At 36.9% G+C, this 24,415-nt stretch carries 23 protein-coding genes and 3 pseudogenes; 14 read left to right on the top strand and 12 right to left on the bottom strand.

The window, feature by feature from the left end; all coding sequences use genetic code 11:
• Window positions 1-6: 6 nt before the first annotated feature.
• The 3 genes and pseudogenes from DVW83_RS11285 to DVW83_RS11275 all read left to right on the top strand — a co-directional run bounded on the left by DVW83_RS11285 (window position 7) and on the right by DVW83_RS11275 (window position 1,885).
• Window positions 7-1,134 carry a CAP-associated domain-containing protein gene (locus DVW83_RS11285; protein ID WP_104661568.1) on the top strand — a complete coding sequence of 376 codons (1,128 nt, stop codon included), beginning with the start codon at window positions 7-9 and terminating at the stop codon, window positions 1,132-1,134.
• A pseudogene (locus DVW83_RS11280) lies at window positions 1,121-1,569 on the top strand (YlbF family regulator). The gene DVW83_RS11285 and the pseudogene DVW83_RS11280 overlap by 14 nt, the downstream one beginning before the upstream one ends.
• Window positions 1,544-1,885 (top strand): YlbG family protein, encoded by a 342-nt coding sequence (locus DVW83_RS11275; RefSeq protein WP_104661567.1) that lies wholly within the window; start codon window positions 1,544-1,546, stop codon window positions 1,883-1,885. The pseudogene DVW83_RS11280 and the gene DVW83_RS11275 overlap by 26 nt, the downstream one beginning before the upstream one ends.
• A gap of 558 nt (window positions 1,886-2,443) precedes the next feature.
• Here the strand turns inward: DVW83_RS11275 and DVW83_RS15590 are convergent.
• Window positions 2,444-3,016, bottom strand: coding sequence for a hypothetical protein (locus DVW83_RS15590; RefSeq protein WP_224784453.1), 573 nt, complete (start codon window positions 3,014-3,016; stop codon window positions 2,444-2,446).
• Between the two features lie 967 nt (window positions 3,017-3,983).
• Between DVW83_RS15590 and rsmD the strand changes: the two genes are divergently transcribed.
• From rsmD to holA, 7 genes are all read left to right on the top strand, one after another.
• A complete protein-coding gene (gene rsmD, locus DVW83_RS11265) occupies window positions 3,984-4,544 on the top strand; it encodes a 16S rRNA (guanine(966)-N(2))-methyltransferase RsmD (RefSeq protein ID WP_104662107.1) in 561 nt (186 codons plus the stop codon).
• Window positions 4,541-5,032: a pantetheine-phosphate adenylyltransferase gene (gene coaD / locus DVW83_RS11260; RefSeq protein WP_104662108.1), complete on the top strand. Its 492-nt coding sequence runs from the start codon at window positions 4,541-4,543 to the stop codon at window positions 5,030-5,032. Before rsmD ends, coaD begins: the two co-directional genes overlap by 4 nt.
• Window positions 5,022-6,065 carry a SepM family pheromone-processing serine protease gene (locus DVW83_RS11255; protein WP_104662109.1) on the top strand — a complete coding sequence of 348 codons (1,044 nt, stop codon included), beginning with the start codon at window positions 5,022-5,024 and terminating at the stop codon, window positions 6,063-6,065. Before coaD ends, DVW83_RS11255 begins: the two co-directional genes overlap by 11 nt.
• A 268-nt stretch (window positions 6,066-6,333) precedes the next feature.
• Window positions 6,334-7,032: a helix-hairpin-helix domain-containing protein gene (locus DVW83_RS11250; RefSeq protein ID WP_104662110.1), complete on the top strand. Its 699-nt coding sequence runs from the start codon at window positions 6,334-6,336 to the stop codon at window positions 7,030-7,032.
• 373 nt (window positions 7,033-7,405) lie between these two features.
• Window positions 7,406-7,939, top strand: coding sequence for a ComE operon protein 2 (locus DVW83_RS11245; RefSeq protein ID WP_104662111.1), 534 nt, complete (start codon window positions 7,406-7,408; stop codon window positions 7,937-7,939).
• The gene (locus DVW83_RS11240) at window positions 7,932-10,202 is read left to right on the top strand and encodes a DNA internalization-related competence protein ComEC/Rec2 (RefSeq protein ID WP_104662112.1); all 2,271 of its coding nucleotides are present in this window, start codon (window positions 7,932-7,934) and stop codon (window positions 10,200-10,202) included. The genes DVW83_RS11245 and DVW83_RS11240 overlap by 8 nt, the downstream gene beginning before the upstream one ends.
• A 36-nt stretch (window positions 10,203-10,238) precedes the next feature.
• Window positions 10,239-11,282 carry a DNA polymerase III subunit delta gene (holA, locus tag DVW83_RS11235; RefSeq protein ID WP_104662113.1) on the top strand — a complete coding sequence of 348 codons (1,044 nt, stop codon included), beginning with the start codon at window positions 10,239-10,241 and terminating at the stop codon, window positions 11,280-11,282.
• 174 nt (window positions 11,283-11,456) lie between these two features.
• Here holA and rpsT read toward each other — a convergent pair whose 3' ends face one another.
• The 8 genes from rpsT to DVW83_RS11200 all read right to left on the bottom strand — a co-directional run bounded on the left by rpsT (window position 11,457) and on the right by DVW83_RS11200 (window position 18,088).
• On the bottom strand, window positions 11,457-11,711 hold the full coding sequence (gene rpsT, locus DVW83_RS11230; RefSeq protein ID WP_005878687.1) for a 30S ribosomal protein S20: 255 nt from the start codon (window positions 11,709-11,711) through the stop codon (window positions 11,457-11,459).
• A gap of 398 nt (window positions 11,712-12,109) precedes the next feature.
• Complete coding sequence (locus DVW83_RS11225; protein ID WP_005878685.1) at window positions 12,110-12,379, bottom strand: hypothetical protein; 270 nt, start codon at window positions 12,377-12,379, stop codon at window positions 12,110-12,112.
• 269 nt (window positions 12,380-12,648) lie between these two features.
• Window positions 12,649-12,777, bottom strand: coding sequence for a hypothetical protein (locus tag DVW83_RS15835; protein ID WP_005878682.1), 129 nt, complete (start codon window positions 12,775-12,777; stop codon window positions 12,649-12,651).
• Between the two features lie 67 nt (window positions 12,778-12,844).
• On the bottom strand, window positions 12,845-13,300 hold the full coding sequence (locus DVW83_RS11220) for a DUF441 domain-containing protein (RefSeq protein WP_104661561.1): 456 nt from the start codon (window positions 13,298-13,300) through the stop codon (window positions 12,845-12,847).
• 82 nt (window positions 13,301-13,382) lie between these two features.
• Window positions 13,383-15,302: a heavy metal translocating P-type ATPase gene (locus DVW83_RS11215; RefSeq protein WP_123862436.1), complete on the bottom strand. Its 1,920-nt coding sequence runs from the start codon at window positions 15,300-15,302 to the stop codon at window positions 13,383-13,385.
• A gap of 274 nt (window positions 15,303-15,576) precedes the next feature.
• Window positions 15,577-16,410 carry an undecaprenyl-diphosphate phosphatase gene (locus DVW83_RS11210; protein ID WP_104661563.1) on the bottom strand — a complete coding sequence of 278 codons (834 nt, stop codon included), beginning with the start codon at window positions 16,408-16,410 and terminating at the stop codon, window positions 15,577-15,579.
• Window positions 16,411-16,726: 316 nt separating this feature from the next.
• Window positions 16,727-17,431, bottom strand: coding sequence for a histidine phosphatase family protein (locus DVW83_RS11205; protein WP_104661564.1), 705 nt, complete (start codon window positions 17,429-17,431; stop codon window positions 16,727-16,729).
• Between the two features lie 24 nt (window positions 17,432-17,455).
• Complete coding sequence (locus tag DVW83_RS11200; protein WP_104661565.1) at window positions 17,456-18,088, bottom strand: MBL fold metallo-hydrolase; 633 nt, start codon at window positions 18,086-18,088, stop codon at window positions 17,456-17,458.
• 298 nt (window positions 18,089-18,386) lie between these two features.
• On the opposite strand from DVW83_RS11200, the gene DVW83_RS11195 reads away from it, so the two are divergent.
• Complete coding sequence (locus DVW83_RS11195; RefSeq protein ID WP_104661566.1) at window positions 18,387-20,738, top strand: helicase C-terminal domain-containing protein; 2,352 nt, start codon at window positions 18,387-18,389, stop codon at window positions 20,736-20,738.
• Between the two features lie 54 nt (window positions 20,739-20,792).
• Here DVW83_RS11195 and DVW83_RS16000 read toward each other — a convergent pair.
• A pseudogene (locus tag DVW83_RS16000) lies at window positions 20,793-20,918 on the bottom strand (DUF3788 family protein); the annotation flags it as partial.
• 91 nt (window positions 20,919-21,009) lie between these two features.
• Window positions 21,010-21,501 carry a YajQ family cyclic di-GMP-binding protein gene (locus tag DVW83_RS11185; RefSeq protein WP_104661630.1) on the bottom strand — a complete coding sequence of 164 codons (492 nt, stop codon included), beginning with the start codon at window positions 21,499-21,501 and terminating at the stop codon, window positions 21,010-21,012.
• Window positions 21,502-21,672: 171 nt separating this feature from the next.
• Here DVW83_RS11185 and DVW83_RS11180 point away from each other — a divergent pair, with 171 nt between their 5' ends.
• The 3 genes and pseudogenes from DVW83_RS11180 to DVW83_RS15585 form a co-directional block, all read left to right on the top strand.
• Complete coding sequence (locus DVW83_RS11180) at window positions 21,673-22,593, top strand: YitT family protein (protein WP_104661632.1); 921 nt, start codon at window positions 21,673-21,675, stop codon at window positions 22,591-22,593.
• Between the two features lie 140 nt (window positions 22,594-22,733).
• Complete coding sequence (locus DVW83_RS11175) at window positions 22,734-23,078, top strand: metal-sulfur cluster assembly factor (protein ID WP_104661631.1); 345 nt, start codon at window positions 22,734-22,736, stop codon at window positions 23,076-23,078.
• A 179-nt stretch (window positions 23,079-23,257) separates the two neighbouring features.
• Window positions 23,258-23,395, top strand: a pseudogene (locus DVW83_RS15585) (site-specific integrase); the annotation flags it as partial.
• Window positions 23,396-23,430: 35 nt separating this feature from the next.
• Here DVW83_RS15585 and DVW83_RS15580 read toward each other — a convergent pair.
• On the bottom strand, window positions 23,431-23,841 hold the full coding sequence (locus tag DVW83_RS15580; RefSeq protein ID WP_224784452.1) for a GNAT family N-acetyltransferase: 411 nt from the start codon (window positions 23,839-23,841) through the stop codon (window positions 23,431-23,433).
• Between the last annotated feature and the right edge of the window lie 574 nt (window positions 23,842-24,415).

The raw sequence follows: 24,415 nt of genomic DNA, 5'->3' as shown, positions 1-24,415 counted from the left end.
GTTAGCATGAAACGGCTAGGATTATTTATCTTGATATTGCTATCAGTGATCGTCGCATTCTACATGCAGCCGGTATTGTTCCCACCCGTGCTAGAGGCAAAAAAAAGCCAAGAACAACAGATACAAAACCAGATGACGACGTGGAAATACCAGGAGCTTAAAGCAACTGGTTTTTCCACCTATATCGGAAAGCCAATCGAAGAGTTAGAACAGCGTTTTGGAAAACCATATGATTGCTTAACTTCTGGATTTGGCTTTGAAACTAGATATTATCAGGATACCCAAGGACAATGGTCTTTCGAAGCAAATATCCAAGATGATAAAGTAGAAGCCGTCAAAGTATTAAAAGCAGATCATGAAACGATCGCACCTTTTACGCTTGGTATGACGATGCAAGATTTAACGGATATCACGACCATTTATACAAATTTCACATTCGAGTATCAAGATACAGAAGTTGGTATTGAGCTGATGGAAGAGGATATGAATTATCGACCACTGCTCGCTTTTGATAATCAAACTTTTGGTATTTTGTTTTTTGATCAAAGCACAGGTGATTTGTTCTCAGTAGTATATTTGAGTAAAGATAGTTTACTGAAATTGTTGCCTTATCAAGTGTTTGGTGAAGGGTTACCTCATTATCAATTAGTAGATGATGTAGATTGGGAAGAAATCAATCAAGCCAAGGAAAATAAAAGTTTTATTTTGTTGAATTCTTTGAGAAAACAAGATGATTTACCACTTTATCGAAGAAACATCAATTTTTCCGATAAAACGAATTTATTACTACATGATTATTTGAAAAAACCAGAAGAATTTCTTTCAGAAGATCGGTTAACAGAATGGAAGCAAACATTGGGTAGTGCAAAAACGGCTACAAAGTTTACCTTAGCCAAAGACGAACTGGATAAGTTAACAGGAAAAGGCAAATTACAGCATGTCAATGGCGTATTTACTCACCCTGTCATCGATCCCACGTTCACTTTTTTATTTTTGTATAGCGATCCGTACTACCATGATCGTTTCTTGCTTGATTCCCCTGATCAGTTAGGAATTGCTTTTTCTAAAGAAAATATGATAGTCTTGATGCAAGAAGAAGTTGAGGAGAGTAGCGATAGCAGTGATAATCAATGAAGAATTATTTGTTTTAGAAGATCAATGTAAACGTTTGGTGAATTGTATCATTGAAAGTCATACAATGAGCGAATACATGAAAACAAAAAAACAGATGGAGCAATCGGAAGAAGTTGCGAAGTTAAAAGCTGATTTTTTCAAAAAAAAAAAGAAGACTATGAAAAGATTGCGCCCTACAAAGAGTATGCGCCAGGGTACAAAGAAACGTATTTGGCTGTTAGAAAAGCCAAAAGACAACTTGATTTAAATGACTCAGTCGCCGCCTTTCGGATACAAGAAACCCAACTTCAAAATATACTTGATGAAATCAGTCAGGAGCTTGCACAAGCTGTTTCTTCGGAGATCAAGATCGATGCAGGCAATCCTTTCTTTGAAAAAGGAAGACATGCTGGATGTGGAGGAAACTGTCATGGAAACAAAAAACAATCAATTTGAAATAACGAAGCGACGTGGACTGATTGTCTGGGTCTATAGCCTGAAACAACTAAAGAATCTCAAGAAGTTTGGCTTGCTTCATTATGTTTCAAGAAAAATGAAATACGTGGTCATCTATTTGAACGAAGAAACATTCGATCAAACAGAAGAACGAATAAAAAAATTACATTTCGTACGCAATGTAGAGCGCTCATATCGCCCAGATATTGAAATGAATTTTGCAGAAAAAATCGGATCAAAAGCACAAGTGAAAGATGATGGCTTCGAAGTAGAAGAAGCCAATACTAAAATTCGCTTGGCAGACCATGTTTTTTAACTTTTTTACAAGTTTAGACGAGGTCGAGACAAAAGTCGTTTAGGTTTGAAAAATTGGAAAAAAACGAGTGTGGGACAAAAGTAAGAAACACTTTTGTCTCATTCTTTAAAAACGAATAAACGGTGGGAGCAGAAGCAACTCCTTCTTAAATAAGCCGAAATTCACAAAAATTTGAAAAATAATTTTCGTGAATTTCGGCTTATTTCTCGGAGTTAAACACTTCTGTCCCAGCCTCTTTTTTTGAAAATTTCGGTAACCCTGACTTTTGGACGCCGGTTATTCGAGAATCTGTAGCAAAACCGATTTTTAGATTTGTCCCACATTCGTCTTTTTGTCTTTGCGGAAATCAGTAAAGAGAGCGTGAACATACGTATAGATCTTTTTTTAGGGAAAGAACACGAAGCTTGTGCCGTAACAAATCTAAAAAGCGTTATTGTAAGTTTTGCGAAACTAGAAAACTCCTTTTGACTAAATGAATAGTTGTAACCATTCATTGATCAAAAGAAGTGTCTATCTTATCTCTATCATTTTTTGAGAAAGTATTGAGAATCTGCAGCTCTAAAAATATAGGTAAGAAATTATATAGGCTATAAAAAATGCGTAGAGGCCACAAATAAGATTTAAAATACCTAGTAGTCTGGCTGATCTAACCACTTTATTCATTGTTTCAAGAGGACGCAAAACAACCATCAGTGGGTTATCGGGATGTGTTTCCAAATAGTCCATCCAGAAAGCTTGCTCTTTATCAGGATTTGGCGTTGATAAAGAGATGATTGAAATGTAAACAAAGAGTAAGCCTAAACAGATATACTCACCAATTAAATTCTCGGAAATGACTAATCCTATGGCTACTCCAAGCGTAATGAGAATCAGAAATGCTAAGAAAACTGCGAGTTTCAAATTAGAGTAACCGTTGAAATAAATTTTAGAATAGGCTGTAATACATTCTTTTCTGTATTTCAAATCCTTATCAGATAAATCAGGATATTTCTCTTTCAATACAGCTTTTTCTTTATCTGATCTAGTTTTAATTCTTCTTCCTCGAAGAATCACAAGAACAAAATTTAGAAATAAAAGTACACAAAAAATGATTAAGTGGATGTCTGGGTTTAGATAACTGTCAATTTCCATAGGGATACCTCGCTTGATGTTTAGATTTTTCTTTAAAATAATCTTGTCTCGTAAATTTTAAGACTTATGTTTTAAATTTCTTATGTCGGTATTGTATCAATCATAGCGGTATATTCAGAATTATGAGATGTAGATTTGAGCGCCAAAGATGACCGTAGAAGTTCTCTTTTTGATTGATGTAATATTGTCAGAGACTTTCGCTCTTTTCATTTTGAAGGTATTTTCTAAATCGATGAAGTCTAGAGCGAGAGTCGAAAGTGATGAGAAACTGCTGTTTGACTCTTACGTAGTTTCTTCCACTTTCTGAAACATTAAATGATTACTGGAAGCCTTCATTTTAATTTTAGTACCAGTTTTAATTTTAGCCATAGATTTTGTCTCATTGGACTTATCGACGCATCTACTTAATACCAGAAAACCAATTAGCCAATAGTTATGATGTAATTCTTTATTTGCTGGGAGTAAATCAGCTCACCACCCTTGACAGAATGGTAACTAGTTCTAAGACTTAAATATAGTTTAGTTATTTTAATGGAAAAGTCAAGACAATATAATGACAAGAAACTGAAATTGTCTGTATATTGTAAAAAATGTATCGCAGTTTCATAGACAGAAGAAATGATTCTAGCCAATGGCTTTTTGCTTTAGAACCACCCATTTGGAAATTTTGATCTTATCGTTGATTGAAACTATACTAGTTTTTGGAAAAGGGTGAGAGAATACTGGGTGATGAATCAACTGCTAATCATCGTGTAATACGTTCGTTCAAATTGTACATTTTACGGTAACGTTTGATGAAAGAGGAAAGATAATATGAAACCTTGTTCTACGAAGAATCACATATTCGTAATTGCCCTAGGCATGAGTAACATACTTGTTGTTTCCACTAATTTAATGGGAATCCAAGTTTTTTTTTCGCTTTTTTTGGTATACTAGTAGCAGTACGATTTTTAAGAGGAGTGAGTAAATGCGAGTCATTTCAGGAGAGTATGGAGGACGGCGCTTGAAGAGCCTGCCTGGGCCTAATACACGTCCGACAACAGATAAAGTAAAAGAATCAATATTCAATATGATTGGCCCTTATTTCGATGGAGAAGAAGTATTAGACTTGTTTTCCGGAAGTGGTGGTTTAGCCATCGAAGCAGTATCTCGAGGTTGCTCGCATGCGGTTTGTGTAGATAAAAACTACCAAGCTTTGAAAATCATCAAAGAAAATATTGCAATAACAAAAGAGCCAGAAAAATTTACCACGCTAAAACTTGATGCAGACAAAGCAATCGAAAAATTAGCGCAACTTGGGGAAAAGTTTGACTATCTTTTTCTTGATCCACCTTATGCTAAACAACAGATTATCGAACAAATCGAAAAAATGTCGGCACTTGATCTTTTCAAAGAGGAAGCTGTCATTGTCTGTGAAACAGACAAAGCAGTGGAATTGCCAGAAAAAATCACTTGTTTCGAGCAAATCAGAAAACAAACTTACGGAATCACTTCTGTGACAATATACCGAAAAGAGGACGATAGATGAAAAGAGCGCTATTTCCAGGAAGCTTTGATCCATTGACAAATGGACATTTGAATACGATTGAACGAGCAGCGAAACTATTTGATGAAGTAGTGATTGGCGTGTTTGTGAATACCTCAAAGAAAAGCCTATTTCCTGCTGAGGAACGAGTGGCATTGATCAAACAGTCAGTCCTACATATTCCGAATGTCGAAGTCGTTCATCAGGAAAGTCAATTGACGGTAGAGACAGCTAAAGAATTGGGTGCAACTGTGTTGATCCGAGGAGTTCGCAATATCAAAGATTTTGAATACGAAAGAGATATCGCACAGATGAATCATCATTTGTCTAACGAGCTTGAAACAGTCCTTTTATTAGCTGAACCAAAATATAGTCATATCAGTTCTAGTTTATTGAAAGAGGTTCTTTATTTTGGCGGAGATGTAACAGAATATCTACCAGATGCAATCAACGAAGCATTAGCTAGAAAGCGTGAATCTAATGAACTTTAAAAAGTGGTTAAAAACGATTCTCGTTATTTTTCTGGGAATCTTTATCGTTGGCTTCGTAGTCGTTCCCTTGCCTTACTATGTAGAGTCACCAGGAGCAACGATCAACTTAAAGGAACTGATTACAGTGAATGATCAACAGGATAAAGCATCTGGTTCATTCTCTTTGACTTCTGTCGGCATTCGCAAAGCAACAGGTTTTCTTGCAGTAAAAGCAAAATTATCTAAATTTGAAGACTTGATCAGTGAAGAAGAGTTGACTGGTGGTGCGACGAATGAAGAATACAATCAGATGCAGCGTTATTACATGGAATCCTCTCAAAATGCAGCAATCGAGCAAGCATTGAAGTTAGCAAAGCTCCCTTATGAGATGGAGTTTAAAGGTGTCTATGTCATGAGTGTAGAGAAAAACTCTAATTTCTACGGTAAATTATCTGTAGGAGATACAGTGACAAAAATTGATGGACAAAGCTTTAAGAGTGCAGAAGCATTTATGGAGTATGTGAAGAGTCAAAAAGTAGGGGACACTGTCAGCATCACCTATCTGCATAATGGGACAGAAAAGGAAACTTCAGGGAAACTGATCAAACTTCCAACTGATAAAAAAGCAGGTATCGGAATCACTTTGACGGATCATACAGCCATCAAATCGGATACACAAGTAACGATTGATTCAGGATCGATTGGCGGACCTTCTGCCGGTTTGATGTTTACACTTGAGATTTATGAACAATTGACAGGAAAGAATCTTCGTCAAGGCAAAGAAATCGCTGGGACCGGCACGATCAATAGTGCAGGGGAAGTTGGTCGGATCGGTGGAATCGACAAAAAAGTTGCTAGTGCAGATCAAGCAGGTATCGAAGTATTCTTTGCACCAGATGATGAGATTTCTAAGGAAATGAAAAAAGAATATCCAGAGTTACAATCAAATTATGAGGAAGCTAAAAAAGCAGCGAAAGAACTCAATTCATCAATGAAAATCGTTCCTGTAAAAACAGTACAAGATGCGTTGGACTATTTAGAAAACATGAAATAGTCTTCCTTTATTCATAGAGTGAGTGGGACAAAAGTAAGAAACACTTTTGTCCCACTCTTTTTTTTGAAATTTCCGAAAAAACTGACTTTGGGACGCCGTATATTCGAGAGTCTGTAGCAAAACTGTAGAGTTGTCTCATATTCTTTTTTTATGAAAGAATGATCGTTTGAATGATAAATCCAACTTTTTTACGTATTTGATTGTGAAGAGCAAAGTAGCACTTATCACTAAGAAGCATTCGCTATATTCAGTGAAAGGAGTTGAATGAATGAAAAAAATCTACCAACATATCATTGATTCGCCTAAGCTTATTATCAGTGTTTTATTGAGCGTAGCTCTTTTATTTCTTGGAGTGGGGCTATTAGCGGGGAGGATCATTAGTCAAAAGGACGATGGACATGTGCCATTGAACCTTTCCGTAAATAGTTCTAATAGTTCTATAGTTACAGAAGAAAATATGCGGGAGGAGAAGAAAACTTACAAAGAAACAAGTAAAGAAACTATTCCGGTGATCAATTATGTAGATGTAAAAGGGGCGGTGAACAGGCCGGGCATCTATTCCTTTTCTTTGGAAGAAAGAGTCCATGATGTAATAGAAAAAGCTGGAGGATTAACGGATACAGCTGATGGGAATCAAATCAATCTAGCAGCAAAGTTGACAGACCAACAATTGATTTATGTACCCGTAATTGGAGAAGAGATACCTGAAGTAGCTAAGGGCAAACAGTCTCATCCAGTAGAAGAGACTGAAAAAAACGGTCAGGAAGAAAAGATAAATCTTAATACAGCAGACTTGGCACAATTACAGCAGATACCTGGGATCGGCAGCGTAAAAGCGCAAGAGATCATTCGCTATAGGGAAGAAAAAGGTTCATTTCAAAAACTAGAAGAATTGCAAGAAATAACAGGAATAGGTGCAAAGACAGTCGAACAGCTTATAAATTGGGTCACAGTCACTGGTGAATGAACTATTCAAACACGTACGGTTCACAGTTTTACATACTTTTATTTCATTAGAATGGATCGTATGATCTGCAGTTGTCTAAGTATATATTTAGCAGCACATATACCAAAAATCGAGGGAATGTGGTAAAGTTTCAGTAGATGATTTACCTATAGTGATTAATAGATTCCCATGACTCTAAAAAATGTTCAACAAACTAAAAATAGTTTCGCAACTAACGTATGTTTTAAGTGAAGACTAGGTCTCATCCAGTGAGTAAGTACGGCTGAATAATTTTAACAGGTGGGAACGCAATCAGTAAGCTATACGAATCAAAGAATCACTATTTATTAAAAATGTAAATAACTTTCACTTTGAAAATGCGAGGTGCTAATGGATGATGGAAAATAATGAGAGACTAGACCATACAAATAATGAATTAGGAAAACAAACAAATGAGCGTATCCCATGGGATCAGTATTTTATGGCTCAAGCAGTGTTGTTATCTTTGAGAAGTACGTGTACTAGATTAGAAGTAGGTGCGACATTGGTTAGAGAAAAGCGGATCATCGCAGGTGGCTACAACGGAGCTGTCAGTGGCGATGTCCATTGCATCGACGAAGGGTGTTATGTAGTAGATGGTCATTGTTTGCGTACCATCCACGCAGAGATGAACGCATTGTTGCAATGTGCTAAGTTAGGTATCCCGACAGAAGGCTCGGAAATCTATGTGACACATTTTCCTTGCTTGGCTTGTACGAAAGCATTGTTACAAGCGGGGATCAAAAAAATAAATTATCTTCATGACTATCGAAATGATCCTTACGCACAAGATCTGATCAAGCAACTAGGTGTATCCGTTCACCAAGTGTCTTTAGATTCAACTCATTTTTCAAAATTACAAAAAGAATTATCAGGGGAACATGTTTAGCGAATATTGCGATCGATTGCAAAATCGGTTGATTTTTCCAGCGATTTCTTCGATTTTTATCTGTTTACTTTATTACGTAGACCAAGGGTATTATCGAATGATTTTCGTTGGCTTTTTTTGTTTTTTTCTGATGAAAGAAGGAAAGTGGGTCGCATCCATCTGTATGTTATGCAGTATATTGGTATTGGTTTCTTGTTGGATCAGAGAAACAGAAGCGAGTGATCTTCGAAAGAAAATAGAAATTGTTGAAGTTATTTCAGACTCCATCAAAATAAATGGTGATAAAGTGACCTTTTTTGGAAAGACAGCAAAGCAACAAAAAATCCAATTAGACTATCAGCTAGACACGCAGCAAGAACGGCATTCATTTATCCAAATGACAAAACAAACCGTTCAACTAAAAGTAACTGGTGAATATCAAGCACTTGAGAGGAAGAGCAACGAATTTGCTTTTGATCAGACAGTATATTTTAAAAGTCATCGAATAAGTGGGCATTTTAAAGTGGCAGCGATCCAAAATGTCAGACAAAAGGCAACCTGGAAAGACTTTCTAATACGAAAAAGGAGAGAATTTACTCGTGATATCGAGGAAAGATTCCAGCCAAAAACAAGTGTTTATATGAATGCACTTTTATTTGGTTATAAAGATCACCGTTTTATAGAATCGGAACCTCTTTTTAGAGAAACAGGTCTGTTACATCTTTTTAGCCTATCAGGAATGCATATCCAATATTTTTTTGGGTGTATGTATTATCTTTTTCGTAGGGTTGGGGTTAGACTATCGGTCAGCTTTCTTCCGCTAGCGGTGTTAACTATGGGATATGCTATTTTAGCAGGAGGCTCGATTTCTGTTTTAAGAGCAAGCAGTCTTTTTCTAATAAAACTAGTCTTGAAGCTTTTGAATATCCAACTGTCTTCATTAGATTGTTTTTCACTTACACTTTGGATCATCTTAATGATTGAACCACTTGCACTTTTTCAAGTAGGTGGGCAACTCAGTGTGCTGATCAGTTTTTTCTTTGTTCAATTATCCAGTAATACACAAAAATACCAAGGAATCAGGAGGCTGTTGCTATTTACTTTAGCAGTCTTTCCGTTAACTGCTTGGCATTTCTACGAGTGGCCTATTCTAGGGAGTGTCTTCACGGTTCTTTTTTCTCCTTTATTTATTTCTTTTTTTCTTCCTTCTTTTGTCTTGCTTTTTCTCTTTGGTCATTCTTTTCCGAGTGAGTGTCTTGATTGGCTTGAAATTGGCATCCAGTTGTTCGAACATTTGCTTGGATCATTGGATTTTTCCAATGTGATCACTGGACGTCCACCGTTACTATTCATTTTTTTCGCTATTGTCTATATTTTATGGCTGAATGAAAAGAAGTCAGAGAAGCTATTCCCTTTGTTTGCAAAGGCATTGATTGTACCAACTCTTCTATTAGGAATGTGTTATTTTCGATTAGAGTCTAGTATCTCCTTTATTGATGTTGGGCAAGGTGATGGGATGGTGCTGACTGCGCCACATCATCAAGAAACAATAGTGATTGACACTGGAGGCATGTTTACATTTGAGAAAGCGGATTGGCAGAAGCGTACTGTGAGGCCGTCTGCAGAATACAATTTGGTTCCATTCTTAAAAGGAAAGGGTATCAGTCGGATTGATAAATTGGTTTTAACCCATGATGATATCGATCATATAGGTGAACTGGGAACACTTATTAAGCATTTTAAGATCAGTAAGGTGTACATCGGTTGGGGAGCAGGAAGGACTGAGCCTCTTAAAACTCACCTCACAGATTTAGAAAAGGCTGGAACGATGATCGCTGAAGTCAAACAAGGGGACTATATAGAAGGGTACTTCAACTTGTTCGTAGTATCGCCTGATAAGAAGGGGGATGGGATGAATGCAGATTCCATTGCATTATCTATGCTACATAAAACGCACTCTTTTCTTTTTCTGGGAGATTTAGATAAACAGTCAGAAGAGCGTATAGGGGACAGGTATCCTGAATTAAGAGCGGATGTGGTGAAGTTAGGCCATCATGGGAGCCAGACGTCTAGCAGTAGTAACTTTATCGAACAGTTGAATCCAACCTATGGGATCATTTCTTGTGGTCAAAACAATCGATATAGGCACCCACATGCTGAAGTGTTGCAGGAGATGGATCGTTTACAGATAACGATTTTAAGAACAGATACACAAGGGAGTATTTCCTTTACCTGGCATCCATTTTGGGCACCTAAAGGCAGGGTAGGAACAATGCTGGACTAGCATTTCATTCGCGCACATGGTAGGATAAATTGGAAAGTGGTGAGTGAGATGAGTATCCAAGCAGATTTACAAAAAATCCGAAAAGAAAAGCTTGCTCCTTGTTATCTTGTCTTAGGTACGGAAAAATTTTTACAAGATCAAGTGAGAACTGAAATCCTAAAAAAAATAAAAATTGATGGAGAAGATGATCTGAATTTTTTAAGTTTCGATATGGAAAATTCAAGTATTGATGAGGTCATCGCTGAAGCTGAAACCTTGCCTTTTTTTGGGGATCAACGGTTGGTTTTTGTTGAAAATCCCTATTTTTTAACTGGAGAAAAAGGAACGAATAGCATCGATCAAAATACGGACCTATTAGTGAATTATCTGAAAGAGCCATTAGAAACAACTGTATTAGTCATCTTTGCCCCTTATGAAAAGTTAGATGAACGTAAAAAAGTGACGAAACAGCTAAAGAAAACAGCAATCACAATTGATGTAAAACAATTAGATGAAAAAGCAGTGCGACAGTATTTATTGAATACTTTAGAGAATTCGGAAATCAAGATGGATCGACAAGCCATCGATTTATTTTTGCGGCTAACAGACCTTGATCTGTCGAAGATGATGCGAGAATTACAAAAAATCTTACTTTATGGGCAAGAACAAGAAGTGATCACTGTTAAAGAAATCGAACAATTGGTGCCAAAAACATTAGAACACAATTTGTTCGACATGACGCAATATATCTTATCCGGCCGTACGGAACAGGCATTGCGGCTTTTTCAGGACTTAGTGACTCAGGGTGAGGAAACAATCAAAATCAATGCGATTCTTCTTTCCCAGATACGTTTGTTCTTACAAACAAAATTCTTGGTAAAGATAGGTTATCAACAAGCGAACATCGCTGAAACATTGAAGATCCATCCTTATCGAGTAAAATTGGCGATGCAAGAGGTACGGAAATTTGATGAACAAACCCTGAGAAGGTTATTTGATGAATTGGTGGAAATGGATTATGAAATCAAAAGTGGAAAGATCGAAAAAGAATTAAGCTTTCAACTTTTTGTATTACGGACAGGGGAATTATTGAAACGATAAAAGAAAATAGGCGGGCTTTGGTTTTTATGAAGGAAATCGAGTCAATCGAAGAGGTAGAGACAAAAGTTAGATTTGAGAAATTGGAGAGAAAAGAGGCTGGGACAGAAGTGTTTCTTACTTTTGTCCCACTTGCTTATTTTGATAAAATAAAAAAACCGGCCGCAGCCGATTTCCTTATTTAGCGATTTTTTTGCTTAAACGAGATTTGTCGCGGTTAGCTTTGTTTTTATGGATTAGACCTTTTGATTCAGCCATATCAACAGCTTTAACAGCTTCTTTATATAACGCATCTACGTTGTCAGCACCTGAAGCTACAGCATCTTCAAATTTTTTGATTGCAGTACGCATAGCGCTTGTTTGAGATGAATTTTTTACATTCGCGTTTTCGCTTGTACGAACACGTTTGATTGCAGATTCAATGTTTGGCATTAGTTTCACCTCCGATAAAATAAGTTCTTACGCGTGTTACCGCATAATTCAACATTCATTATTATACCTAAATCATGCTATCTTTGCAATATCAACATGACAAGTTTTTTTCCTTAACACTAAAAGAAAGAAAGATTTAATAAATTGGTACCTGCTACGAAAGAGTCGCACAACCAAAAAACGCTATTGTGGGAGACAATAGCGTTCAACCAAACGAGATAAGATTATCTTTTTAAACAAAATTTGAATGGGACTGTTTGGTACCAAAACATTATATAACAAGGATAATCGTTTGCAAAGCTTTTTTTGAAAAGGGATACGAACCTTGTTGATAAAGGAATTATAACGATACCATACTAAAGTTATTTTATAACCTGTAACCGTTGGCATTACTGGTATTATTCTGGAGTGCCGATAATTTTAATATATTCATCGATATTTTTGATCATCATTTTTTTGATGACTAATTGATTCCGACGATTCCATTTTCCGCTAACTTCTAAAACATATTTGTTTAATGGCAAGCGTAAAATATATTTCGCAAGATAACGATCCTTCAAAAGACCATTGATCACTCGATCTTCAAGCTGAAGATTCAACCCAGTCAACATCATTGGTTGCTCTTGTAAAACATACGTATCAATTAAAAGACCTTCAAAAGTTTCCATGAGCGTCTTCCTTTCTATAGCTGAAACATAGGAACAAACTTTTACATAATAAGAGATAAAGTTGTTCTGCAGTCTAGTATAACAAAAAAAAGAAGAAGGAGGCAAAAAGAAACAATAATTTCTTCTGTAGCGCCTCTCGCATCTAGCAAAAAGTATAAAAAAACTACCAGACAGAATTTTTGTCATGTCTAGTAGTTTTTTGCAATTTGTCTGTTTGATAGAAAGAATAAAAATAGCATACACGTCATAACTGCCCAACAGTTGACAGGCTAAAAATAGGTATTAAATACATTTTGGATCAAATCGGGGAATAGGAGATAAGCTAATCCTAAAATCAATAAAATAGCTAATAAAAACCAGCCAATCGTACCGAAAAAATATCTTAATTTTTCTAACATGTAATCACCTCAGGATAATTATAGCACGAACGGCTCGAATCACTCAGCCAAAACACTTTAAAAATAGCTATTTCCCAAATGCAAACAATTGCAGGATACAGTAGGCAATTCCAGAAGCAATTACTGGACCTGCGGCAATCCCTTTTAAGAAAACAACACCTAAGATCGTACCGAAAACTAAGGCTACAGTAATCTGCGGATCAGAAGCAATCAGTCCAACTCCTTTTGATGAAAGGACTGCTACCAAACCGCCACAAAAGATGGCAACCCAGCCTATCGGTGATTTAAATGCATCTAACAAATCTTTTAAACTGATCTCCCCAGTAGCGATAGGAACTAAAATTGCAGCCGTAATGATCGTAACGCCAATATTGATCCCTTTCCCTTGGAGCCAAGTCAAGATTAACTTTGATGAGGGAAGTAACTTGAGTAACAAAACAAACCCTGTGGCGATGATCAAACTTTGGTTTTTAGCTAATAATGCGACGAGCATGATCAGTCCTAAAAAAAGCCAACTTTCCATAAATAAAGAACCTCACTTTCCTTCAATACATCATATCATTTTTTTATATCAGACAAAAGGGAAGGAGGTGATAATAGGATGATCAAGTTAGGTGAACCTTATATAAAGGACAATTTGCACAACGAGTGGTAGCTTCTTTCGACTCCTTTAACGGTTTTAATAAGCGTAGTCCATTCAGTATGACCAAGATCGTACTACCTTCATGCCCAATCACGCCAAAGGGTAGCGTCAGGAATTGGAAAAAATTAGATAAAATCAACAAGCAGATCACCGCAATAGAGAAAATGATGTTTTGTTTGATGATCTTTTTCATTTTTAAGGACAACTGGTGTGCATAGACTAACTTATCTAAGGCGTTATGGACCAACACGATATCCGCAATCTCCATCGCTGCATCTGTTCCTTGGCCCATGGCGATCCCTAAAGATGCAGTAGCAAGTGCAGGCGCATCATTCACTCCATCTCCCACCATCGCATTTGTCTGGTATTTTTCTTTTTCAGTTTGGATATAGACAGTTTTTTCAGTGGGTGTAGAATTCGCATAGAAAGAGTCGATTCCGACTTGAGAGGCAATTGCCTTTGCAGTACCTTCATTGTCACCAGTTATCATGCTAGTATGGATCTTTTGTGAACGGAAGTAGGCGATTGCTTCACCCGCATTTTCTTTTGGTACGTCTAGTAAACCGAGTACCGCCATCAATTGATCGTTTTTAGTCAGAGCAATCACTGTTTTTCCTTGTTCCTCTAACTGTTGGATCGTTTTGATTTTGTCTACATCTTCGGAAGAAAGAGCTGATTTATTTAATTTGCCAACAGCCCAATGTTCGTTTTGATAGATGGTTTGGAGACCCAAACCTGTGATTTCTTCAATGGACAGTTGCTGTATATCTTGTGGCAGTTCCAAATCGAAATGAGTAACGATTGCTTGGGCCAATGGGTGAGTGGTCTTTTTCTCCATTGAAACAAGGAGTTGTTGAGAAAGGTCTTTTTCTGCAAAAAAGTAACTATCTGTGACAACTGGTTTGCCTTTAGTCAACGTACCAGTTTTATCAAAAGCGATTGCTTTTAACTCAGCTAACTGTTCTAAATAGATGCCACCTTTTATCAATACGCCTTTTTTAGCCGAGTTAGACAGAGCGGCTAAGGTAGCTGGTGTGGCTGATGCTACAAGGGCGCAAGGGGAGGCAACGACTAATAACACCATCCCACGATAAAAGCTTTCTTGAAAACTCCAACCGAAAATAAAATAAGAAATGGCGATCATCAAAGGGACAATCAACAAGACTAGTTTGACATACGTATTTTCGATACGTGAAATAAAGGAGGCGGTTTTAGTTGGTGTATTTTGTGCTGCTTCGACTAGTTTGATGATTTTAGCAAAAACGGTATCGTCACTTTTCTTTGTGACAGAGATAGTTAGAGGATTGCCTTGATTTAATGTACCCGCTAAAACTTCATCTTGAAAAACTTTTTCTACTGGAATCGATTCACCGCTGATCGTTGCTTCATCGATTATTGCTTGTGGGCTTTCTAATACGCCGTCGATAGGGATCGTAGCGCCTTTTGCAACAAATACGCGATCACCAATAGACAAGTTTTCGATTCCCGTTTCTTGGATCTCACCAGAATCGGTCAAACGTTGTGCGATCCGCGGCTGGATATTCATCAAAGCAGTGATCTCTTTTTGACTCTTACTTGTAGTATATTCTTCTAATGCACCACTGAGACAGAAGATGAAAGTCAGCATGGCTCCTTCAAAAAAATTACCGATCAAGCAAGCACCAATGGCAGCAAGGGCCATCAATAGATCCACATTCAACGTTCGGTCATTCCATAGCTCTAAGAGACCTTCTCGCGTTTGCTTGAACCCACCGACAATAATGGCACTTAGGTAAAGATATGGTGCCAGACTAGCAATAAAGTGATCGAAAAGCCAACCTGTAACCATTAGTAAAAGACAAGCGATTGCTAACATAAATGGATTGTATTTTATCTTGTTCATTGTTCTCCCTCCTTTGCAAAATCAATATAACATATAATGAATCTAATTGATAATAAAATTAGCTAATTGAGAACGATAATGGCTATCAATTAGCTATGTTCCGTTAATTTATCGAATTCAAATTATAATTATTGTAATATGAGAGCAAAAATAAACCGGCTTATCTCGTAAATAGTGAAAACTATTTTCTGATAAGCCGATTTAAAAAATATAGTTGAATAGGTAATACTTGATTCTAAAAGCAAAGAAATATCTGCTTATTCATGAGAGGCTACTACATGGCAATGAACCAGTATCCAATCAAAATAACACCTAAAATGATTCGGTACCAACCAAAAGCAGTAAAGTCATTTTTCTTCAAGTAATTCAATAAGAATTTGATAGCTAATACTGAAACAATAAATGAAACTAAAGTACCTATAAGTAGGACGATCGTTTCTTCTGTCTTGAAAGAATTTCCTTCAGCAAGATATTTGACGATCTTCAAACCACTTGCACCGAACATTACCGGTATACCTAAGAAGAATGAGAACTCAGTTGCGACAAATCTTGAAGCGCCAATCAAAATAGCTCCTAGGATCGTTGCCCCAGAACGTGAAGTGCCAGGCACTAGTGCTAGTACTTGGAATAATCCAACTAACAATGCTGCTTGGTAAGTAAAGTCGTTAAGGGTGGTCCAACGCGGTTCTTTCGTTTTATTTCTTTTTTCCACAATGATAAAGGCAATCCCGTAAACAATCAAAACGATTGCTACTGGCAAGAATTTATGGAAATGTTCTTCTAACCAATCATCTAATGGAAGACCAATAATAATAGCAGGGATACAAGCGACAACGACTTTAAACCAAAGAGTCCATGTATCCTTTTTTTCAATTGTTGTCTTGCTTGGTGAAAAGGGATTTAACTTGTGGAAATATAACACGACGACTGCCAAGATCGCTCCTAATTGGATCACGACATTGAACATCGACATGAACTGTGTGCTAGCATCCAGTTTGATAAACTGGTCGGCTAGAATCAAATGACCAGTACTACTGATCGGCAGCCATTCAGTAATCCCTTCGATAATACCAAGAATTGCTGCTTTAATGATATTTGCAAAAAACATAGTTTCCTTCCTTCCCAAATAAAAATACATCATTTAGTATACCATTCTTTGTTTCTAAAACCAAATTGTTTCTCAAAGTTAAGAAAAATTTGAGAAATTCCAATGAAAAAAAGAAGAGCTTGAACAAAAGTAAAGGACACTTTTGCTTCAAGCTCTAAAAATGGGATAAGAGGTGAGAGTAGGCGTATCTCCCTTGAACAATAAGCCGAAATTCAGAAAAAGTAAAACGGATTTTCCGTAGATTTCCTCTTACTCCTCGGAGTTAAACATTTCTGTTCCAATTTCTTGATAGGACAAGATAATTGCGCTGAACGAATTATAGAAATGATTCCTTCGTATGTGTTCTTCCTTGTTCAATATAGTGGACGTCATTGATCCCAGCAATAGAAAATGTACCATCTTCATAAGTAACTTTTGTGACACTACCATTTAGAAGTCCTGCACGTACTGGTTGTTTGGCATCGATTAAGTTCAGTAGAAAACCAATAGTCAAACCGTGAGAAACGACTAACACGTTTCCGCCGCCTTGTTTCTCACATTGATGGGCAATATCTTCGAAACCAGACCAAACACGCGCTTTCAAAGTTTCATAAGGTTCTGCCCAACCAGCTGTATCGAGATTGTAAATCGCATGCGCAATTTGTTCAAATGTGACATCTGTAGTAAACATATCATCATATGTTTTGAAGTTCAAGACACGAGGAATAACTCCCCACATCTCCATATCATAGCCGCCTTCTAAAGAACCAAAGCACCATTCACGAATACGCTGATCGATAAAGTAAGGGATCTCTTTTCCTTTGGTATGTTCGCTTAAAATGATTCGAGCAGTTTCGATTGCCCGTCCGCTGTCACTGGAATAGGCCAGAGAAAAATCGACATCTTTCAATCCTTTCCCAAGATAGTGGATTCCTTCTTTTCCTTGTTTCGTTAATGGCGTATCACACCAACCTTGTACTCGTTCGATCGTATTGAACATCGTTTTTCCGTGTCTGACGATATAAAGGGTCGTTTTAGTCATGTTTATTCCTCCTTGAATGTTAAATTAGTAGGTTGCGTTGAAAAATGGATTCGTACGTTTTTCATGCTCTATAGTTGTTGCTTCTCCATGCCCAGGATAAACGACGAATTCGTCAGGTAAAACGAATAATTGTGTTTGGATACTGTGTAATAATTGTTCTAAATTGCCAGAATACAAATCAGTTCGACCGATGCTACCTCTAAATAATGCATCTCCTGATACAACGAAATCATCAAAAATGAAGCTGACACTACCGATCGAGTGGCCAGGGGTCGGTACGACCCGAAAGCTCATATTCCCCAGACGATAAGTTTTCATCTCAAATTCATATTCGGCAGGAGAGACGATGATATTTTGGATGTCATCGTGGCGGCCTAGCCCAGAGAGGTTCAAAATTGGATCACCCAGCCATTCTTGCTCTAAAGGACTAACATAGACTGGAATTTGATAGAAGTGGCGAAGTTCTTCAACTGCTCCAATATGATCATAATGGGTGTGTGTCAGTAAAATAGCGACTGGTTGTTGCTGTGTTTTTTCGATTTGATTTTTGAGCATATTTGCATCTTCTCCTGGGTCGATGATCAACAATGCTTCGTCATTATAGATGAGATAGCAGTTTTCCTCGATCATCCCAGTTTTCAATCTTTGAATGTGCATAGACGTTCCTCCCAATGCGTTCTTTGTTTTAGTATAACTCAATTGATGAGAGGAAACAAAAATGCTCCCTTCATTTGAAGATTATCTGAATTATCAGACTATATGAAAAGTATTTATAGATTTTAAACGTAAGGGAAGGAAGTTTTCATTGCTTTTTAATATGTACTTGTTACAGTTAACTCATCCAAAAATCCAAATTCTATATCCTATATCCCTGCCTAACCAGCAGGGTGTTTTTTTGTATCTTTGCGTAACTTTCTTTTTTCAGGTAATCTTATACACAAAGGAGGCAGAATGGGTGAAACAGTCAAAAATCTCGGTACGAAATCTAGTAGAATTCATCTTGAGGCGCGGAAGTATCGATAATCGTAAAAAAAGTAACCATACCGCATTAGAGGGCGTCAAGATCCATCGAAAATTACAAAAAGAAGCAGGGGAAACCTACGAAAAGGAAGTCTTTTTAAAAACAACTGTAGAGTTAGACGATATTCAATTAACAATCGAAGGTCGTGCAGATGGTATTTTTCAAAAAGATGGTCTTTATTATATAGATGAAATCAAAACTTCAGAACCTCGATTTGAAGATCTAGAACAGGAACAAGTTGATCTATTTTTTCATCAAGCGCGAGTTTATGCGTATATTTATTGCCATAAACAAGAATTAACAGAAATCAATTTACAATTGACGTACTTTCAAACAACAGAAGAACAGATCACCAGAAAAATGGAGTATCAAACCATTGAACAGTTAGATGAGTTTTTTAAAAAACTGATAGCAGACTATGAAGAATGGCTGATTTTTCGAGAAAACTGGAGGACGGTTAGAAATGCCTCATTGATGGCTCTGAAATTTCCCCATGATAACTATCGGAAGGGACAGAGGGAACTGGCTGTAGCAGCTTATAAAACGATCAAGACAAAGCAAAAGCTATTTGCTGAAGCACCAACAGGAACAGGGAAAACAGTTTCGACTTTGTTTCCTACGTTGAAGGCAATCGGTGAGGAATCAGGTGAACGGGTATTTTATTTGACAGCTAAAACAATCACGAGACAAGTCGCAGAAGATGCGATGGTCGCATTCAATGATGCGGGGGCTGAAGCTAAAAGTGTGACGTTGACCGCAAAAGATAAGATCTGTTTTTTAGACGAAACAACCTGTAACCCCGATCAATGCCCGTATGCAAATGGTTATTATGACCGCATCAATGAAGGACTATGGGATCTATTGAATCATGAAAATCAGATAACTAGAGAAGTCATTGAAACGTATGCCAAAAAACATACATTATGCCCATTCGAATTGTCTTTAGACGTTAGCTTATGGTGTGATGTCATTATCGGTGATTATAACTATTTATTCGATCCCACTGTTTATTTAAGAAGGTTCTTTGAAGAAGAAAAGAATGAGGACAATATCTTCCTCATTGATGAAGCACATAATCTAGTCAATCGTTCCAGAGAAATATATTCAGCTGAATTATCCTATCGAGGTGCGAAGAATGTCTATACGATCGTGCCGAAAGAATTTAAAAAGCTTCGTCGGCGCATCAATAAATTGTTGAAAGAATTTGATAAGATCCAAGAGCTATCCAATGAAGACAGTTGGGACTACCACCACCAAAAAGTGCCAGCCGAATCCTTGATCACAGCGGGTTATCAGCTGAGCGAAGTCATACAGGAATGGTTGGCAGAATATCCTGAACATGCGATTCAAGAAACGATCCTGCCATTCTACTTCGATCTCCTACATTTTTTAAAAATCAGTGAATTTTATGATGATCATTATGAAACGACGGTCGAGAAGACCTACCATGATTTTGTGATCAAAGAATTTTGTATCGATCCTAGTTTATTTTTAGAGCAATCGTTAGATAAGGGGAGAAGCAGTCTGCTTTTTTCTGCTAGTTTTTCACCGTTGTCTTATTACCAAGAAACGCTAGGCGGAAAGGAAAGTTTAGCTTATCGTTTACCGAGTCCCTTTCCAGAAGAAAATCAACAGGTATTGATTGCTAATTATATCGAAACGACTTATCGAAAAAGAGAAGAAAGTTCACCTAGGTTAGTTGAAACGATTAACCAATTTATATCAGGGAAAAAAGGAAACTACTTTGTCTTTTTTCCATCGTATCAATATCTAGATCAAACAGCAGCGGTATTTAAGGAACGTTATCCCGAAGTTCGTCTGTTGATCCAAGAGACTGTGATGAATGAAACAGAAAGGGAAACTTTTTTAGCAAATTTTAAAATCGATCCTGCAGAGACCTTAGTGGCATTTTGTGTACTAGGAGGCATTTTTTCGGAAGGAATCGATCTAAAAGGAACGCGTTTGATTGGTAGCATGATCGTCGGCGTAGGATTACCACAAATGAACCATGAACAAGAATTGATCAAAGAGTACTACAATGAAAAAGACAATCTTGGGTTTGCATATGCCTATCAGTTACCAGGCATGAACAAGGTATTACAAGCAGCAGGCCGTGTCATTCGAGATACGACAGATGAAGGAATCGTCGTCTTAGCTGATCGACGGTTCGCAACCAGAAATTACCGTCAATTGTTCCCGAACCATTGGCACGGAGCTAAAAACGTCAATAATGTAAATGAACTATCTAGTGAAATCCACCGATTTTGGACAACTAGAAAGGATTGAATCTCTGAAATATCGATCGTGGGACAAAAGTAAGAAATACTTTTGTCTCATTCTTTAAAAACGAATAAACGGTGGGAGCAGAAGCAACTCCTTCAGAAATAAGCCGAAATTCACAAAAATTTGAAAAGCAATTTTCGTGAATTTCTTCTTATTTCTCGGAGTTAAACACTTCTGCCCAACCTCATATAAAAAATGATCTGGGTCCTAGAAGAAGCAGTAACTTCTCTGGAATCCAGATCATGTATTGTTGTGTCATTAACATGATTCTCACTTAACGGTAGTTCGTGAATTGTAATTCGATCGGCAAATCTAACTTTCTCAACAAAGAAATAACAGCCTGCAAGTCATCACGGTTTTTACCTGTTACACGAATTTGATCTTCTTGGATCTGTGCTTTGACTTTCATTTTAGAGTTCTTGATTTCTGTAGTGATTTTTTTCGCATTTTCACGATCGATGCCACTCACCAATTCAGCCGTTTGGCGAGCTTTTCCACCTAGTGCATGTTTAGAATCAGAAAAATGGATATTTTTGATCGGTACATTCCGTTTGTTCAATTTTCCTAAAAGGACATCCTTGATCTGCTCAATTTTAAAATCATCGTCGCCAACGACTACTAGTTGATTATTTTCTAGCTTGATTTCAACTGTCGATCCTTTAAAATCGAAACGATTCGTTAATTCTTTGATGCTTTGTTGGATCGCATTTTTTACTTCCTCCATCGATACTTCAGAAACAATATCGAAACTTGCATCCTTTGCCATATATGTTCTCCTTTTTAATTTTTTCTTTTATTGTATCATAGCAAGAAATTTTTTTTGAATCTTTACTAAAATTCTTCTCATTTATGTGCGAAGTATTTTCATTTAATAAAGAACCTGTTATTCTTACATTTGGAATAACAATGAAAGGAAGAGGTGCTTGTGAGCAAGATCATGACTGTATATCAAAGAAATGAAAAATTGAAAAAAATAGTGGTCGTTTTAGTCACCGGACTGACCGCGGCGATTGCCTTGAATTATTTTTTGATTCCTGCAAACGTCTTTTCTGCAGGGATGAATGGGATCGCCCAGATCATTGCCTCGCTATTATCTGAATGGTTCCATATACAAGTGGATACAGGTGCCTTTATCTTTATTTTGAACATCCCTGTTTTTATCTTAGGTTTTCTGAAAGTTGGGAAACGGGCAACGATCCTGAGTTTTGTCAATGTCGTAGCAGTCTCGGTAATGACTACACTATTACCTACGGGACAAGTTACGGATAACATATTGATGAATGCATTAGTAGGCGGCGTTTTACTAGGTGTGGGAGTTGGCTTATCACTAAAGATGGGATTTACGACTGGTGGAATGGACATCATCTCATTAGTTCTGTCACAAACTACAGGTAAAACAGTTGGAAACTATATGTTGCTGCTGAATGGGATCATTGTGGTAATCGCCGGATTCCTCTTTAACTGGGAAAGTGCATTATATACGATTATTTCGATTTATGCCATGACACAAGTGATAGATGCTATCCATACGAGCCATCAAAAGGTCACGGCAATGATCGTGACAGTCAGACCCGATTTAGTGACCGAAGCCATCTCACAAAAAATGGTACGTGGAATGACTTTGCTGCCATCAGTCGGTGGATATTCTAAAAAAGAAGGAAAAATGATCATGATGGTGATCACACGTTATGAAATGTATGATCTAGATCAAATCGTACACGAAATAGATGATGATGCCTTTATCAACATTTTGCCGACTCATTCTGTTTTTGGCCGATTTGCGAATGAATCCGAACAAAATATGTACCGATCAACAGGTGTTTTTCCAGAAATAAAAAATACTGCACGAAAAAAATAAGCAATGCACTTATTTTAGATTAGCGGTAGTTTTTACTGTTGAGGAAGCAAGTTAAATGAGAATAGATGTTCTTGATTCTCATTTACAAACATCTAAAAAAAGAGTATGATAAATGAAAATCGCATGAAGGAGTGTGCAGAATGAGCGAAGCGAACCGAGAATGGTCAGCACAAGAAGTTGAAGCAATCAAAGAACAAATCTTAGCCGCATTAGAAATGGTCATCGATCCAGAGTTAGGTATCGATATCGTCAATCTAGGCTTGATATATGAAGTAGATTTTGATCCAGAAAATGGAGAAACTGTCATCAAAATGACATTGACAACGATGGGGTGTCCATTAGCTGATATCTTGACTGATTCCATCCACGATGCATTGAAAGAAATACCAGAAGTATCCAAAGTTGAAGTGAAACTTGTCTGGTACCCAGCTTGGACGACCGATAAAATGAGTCGTTATGCAAGAATCGCATTGGGAATTCGATAAAGATTTTCGTTGATTTAACAACGTTATTCATTGAGTATGTAGTCGGAGCTGGTTTTTTGGACTTCGGGTACCAGATGAAATGAGGATATTTTCGATACGGATACCATACCCAATGAGTAGATAACTTCTGAACTCTTTTATTGACTTTTAGACAAAGTTGATAAGGGAGTTTTTTTGTTATGCAGAATTTAAGGATAGGTGAACTATTAGAAAAAATGTTATTCAACGAAAAAGCCAGAGGAATCTCACAAAAAACGCTAAAAAAATATCAAAAGTTTTTGAAACGGTTCTTTGAATTTTTGAAAAAAGAGCAGATAGTCTTATTTATAGTTATCTTCTTCATACTTTAGAATCATGGGTTGATACACTTCTCCCGTTTTTCACTAGACACTAGTTCTCTATATGATTTAAACCCGTACTTTTCATAAAATCGAATCACTTTTGAGCAATTAACGCTATCTAGAATCACTAATTTACCACCTATATGACATCTGATGGTTTCAATAGCTACTAGACAATAACTCATCAATAAATTGCCATTAAAAAAATCAGAAAATCTATCATTTTTAGCAAGTTGTCCCAATAATATTGCAGGGATAGAGTTGATACGTTTTCCTGATTTTTGTCGAGCAAGGTATTTTTTCTTCTGACTAGAAGTAAGCTCACTAATATCCAAATCTTTTAATGCTAATGTAAACATACTTAGACAATTATCATTTTCATCGCTAATAAAAAAAGTTCTACTTACAGTGTCTGTACTCATTTATAAGTGCAGTGCCTTTTAGAAATGAGATGATATCGGGGTTGTTTTTACACGAAAAAGAAAAATCTATTCTGTTATTGAATCGTGAACTAATTTCAGTTCTTAATGTATCCATTCGATCTCAGCTGATTCTTCTTTAATGACATATTCCAATTGGTTAATGATAGTTCTTAATGGTAGACAAACTAAGCTTTTTTCATCCATACTAGTATACCCTTGCTCTTTAATAAATTATTTGAGTCAAGCTTTACAGCTCAAATGCTATCATAGTAAAGCGAAGTGGGTCTTGCCTTATTTGCAACATCCATATCTTAACTCGTTAGAGATATTTTTCTTTCAAAACTAATCATAGCCGTGAAAAAGTCTCCATTTCTAGTTGCTGCTAGTGATAGTCTCTAATCAACATTAGTTTGAAGGCGTTATTTGAATAAATCAATTATTCTACAAGGATAAATTGATTATTTAAGACTATTCTAACAAAAGAGAATATTCCCTTCGATAAAGTCCATATAATTGTGTAAAAGATAAAAGGCCATGTAACAGCCCTTTTACGGTACAATGTTTTTAACCACAA

The organism is Enterococcus sp. VV15, assembly GCF_005236045.1.
In the GTDB taxonomy this organism is placed as follows: domain Bacteria; phylum Bacillota; class Bacilli; order Lactobacillales; family Enterococcaceae; genus Enterococcus_B; species Enterococcus_B durans.
Note: the sequence above shows the minus strand (reverse complement) of the source record. Positions and strands in the feature narration are given on the sequence as shown.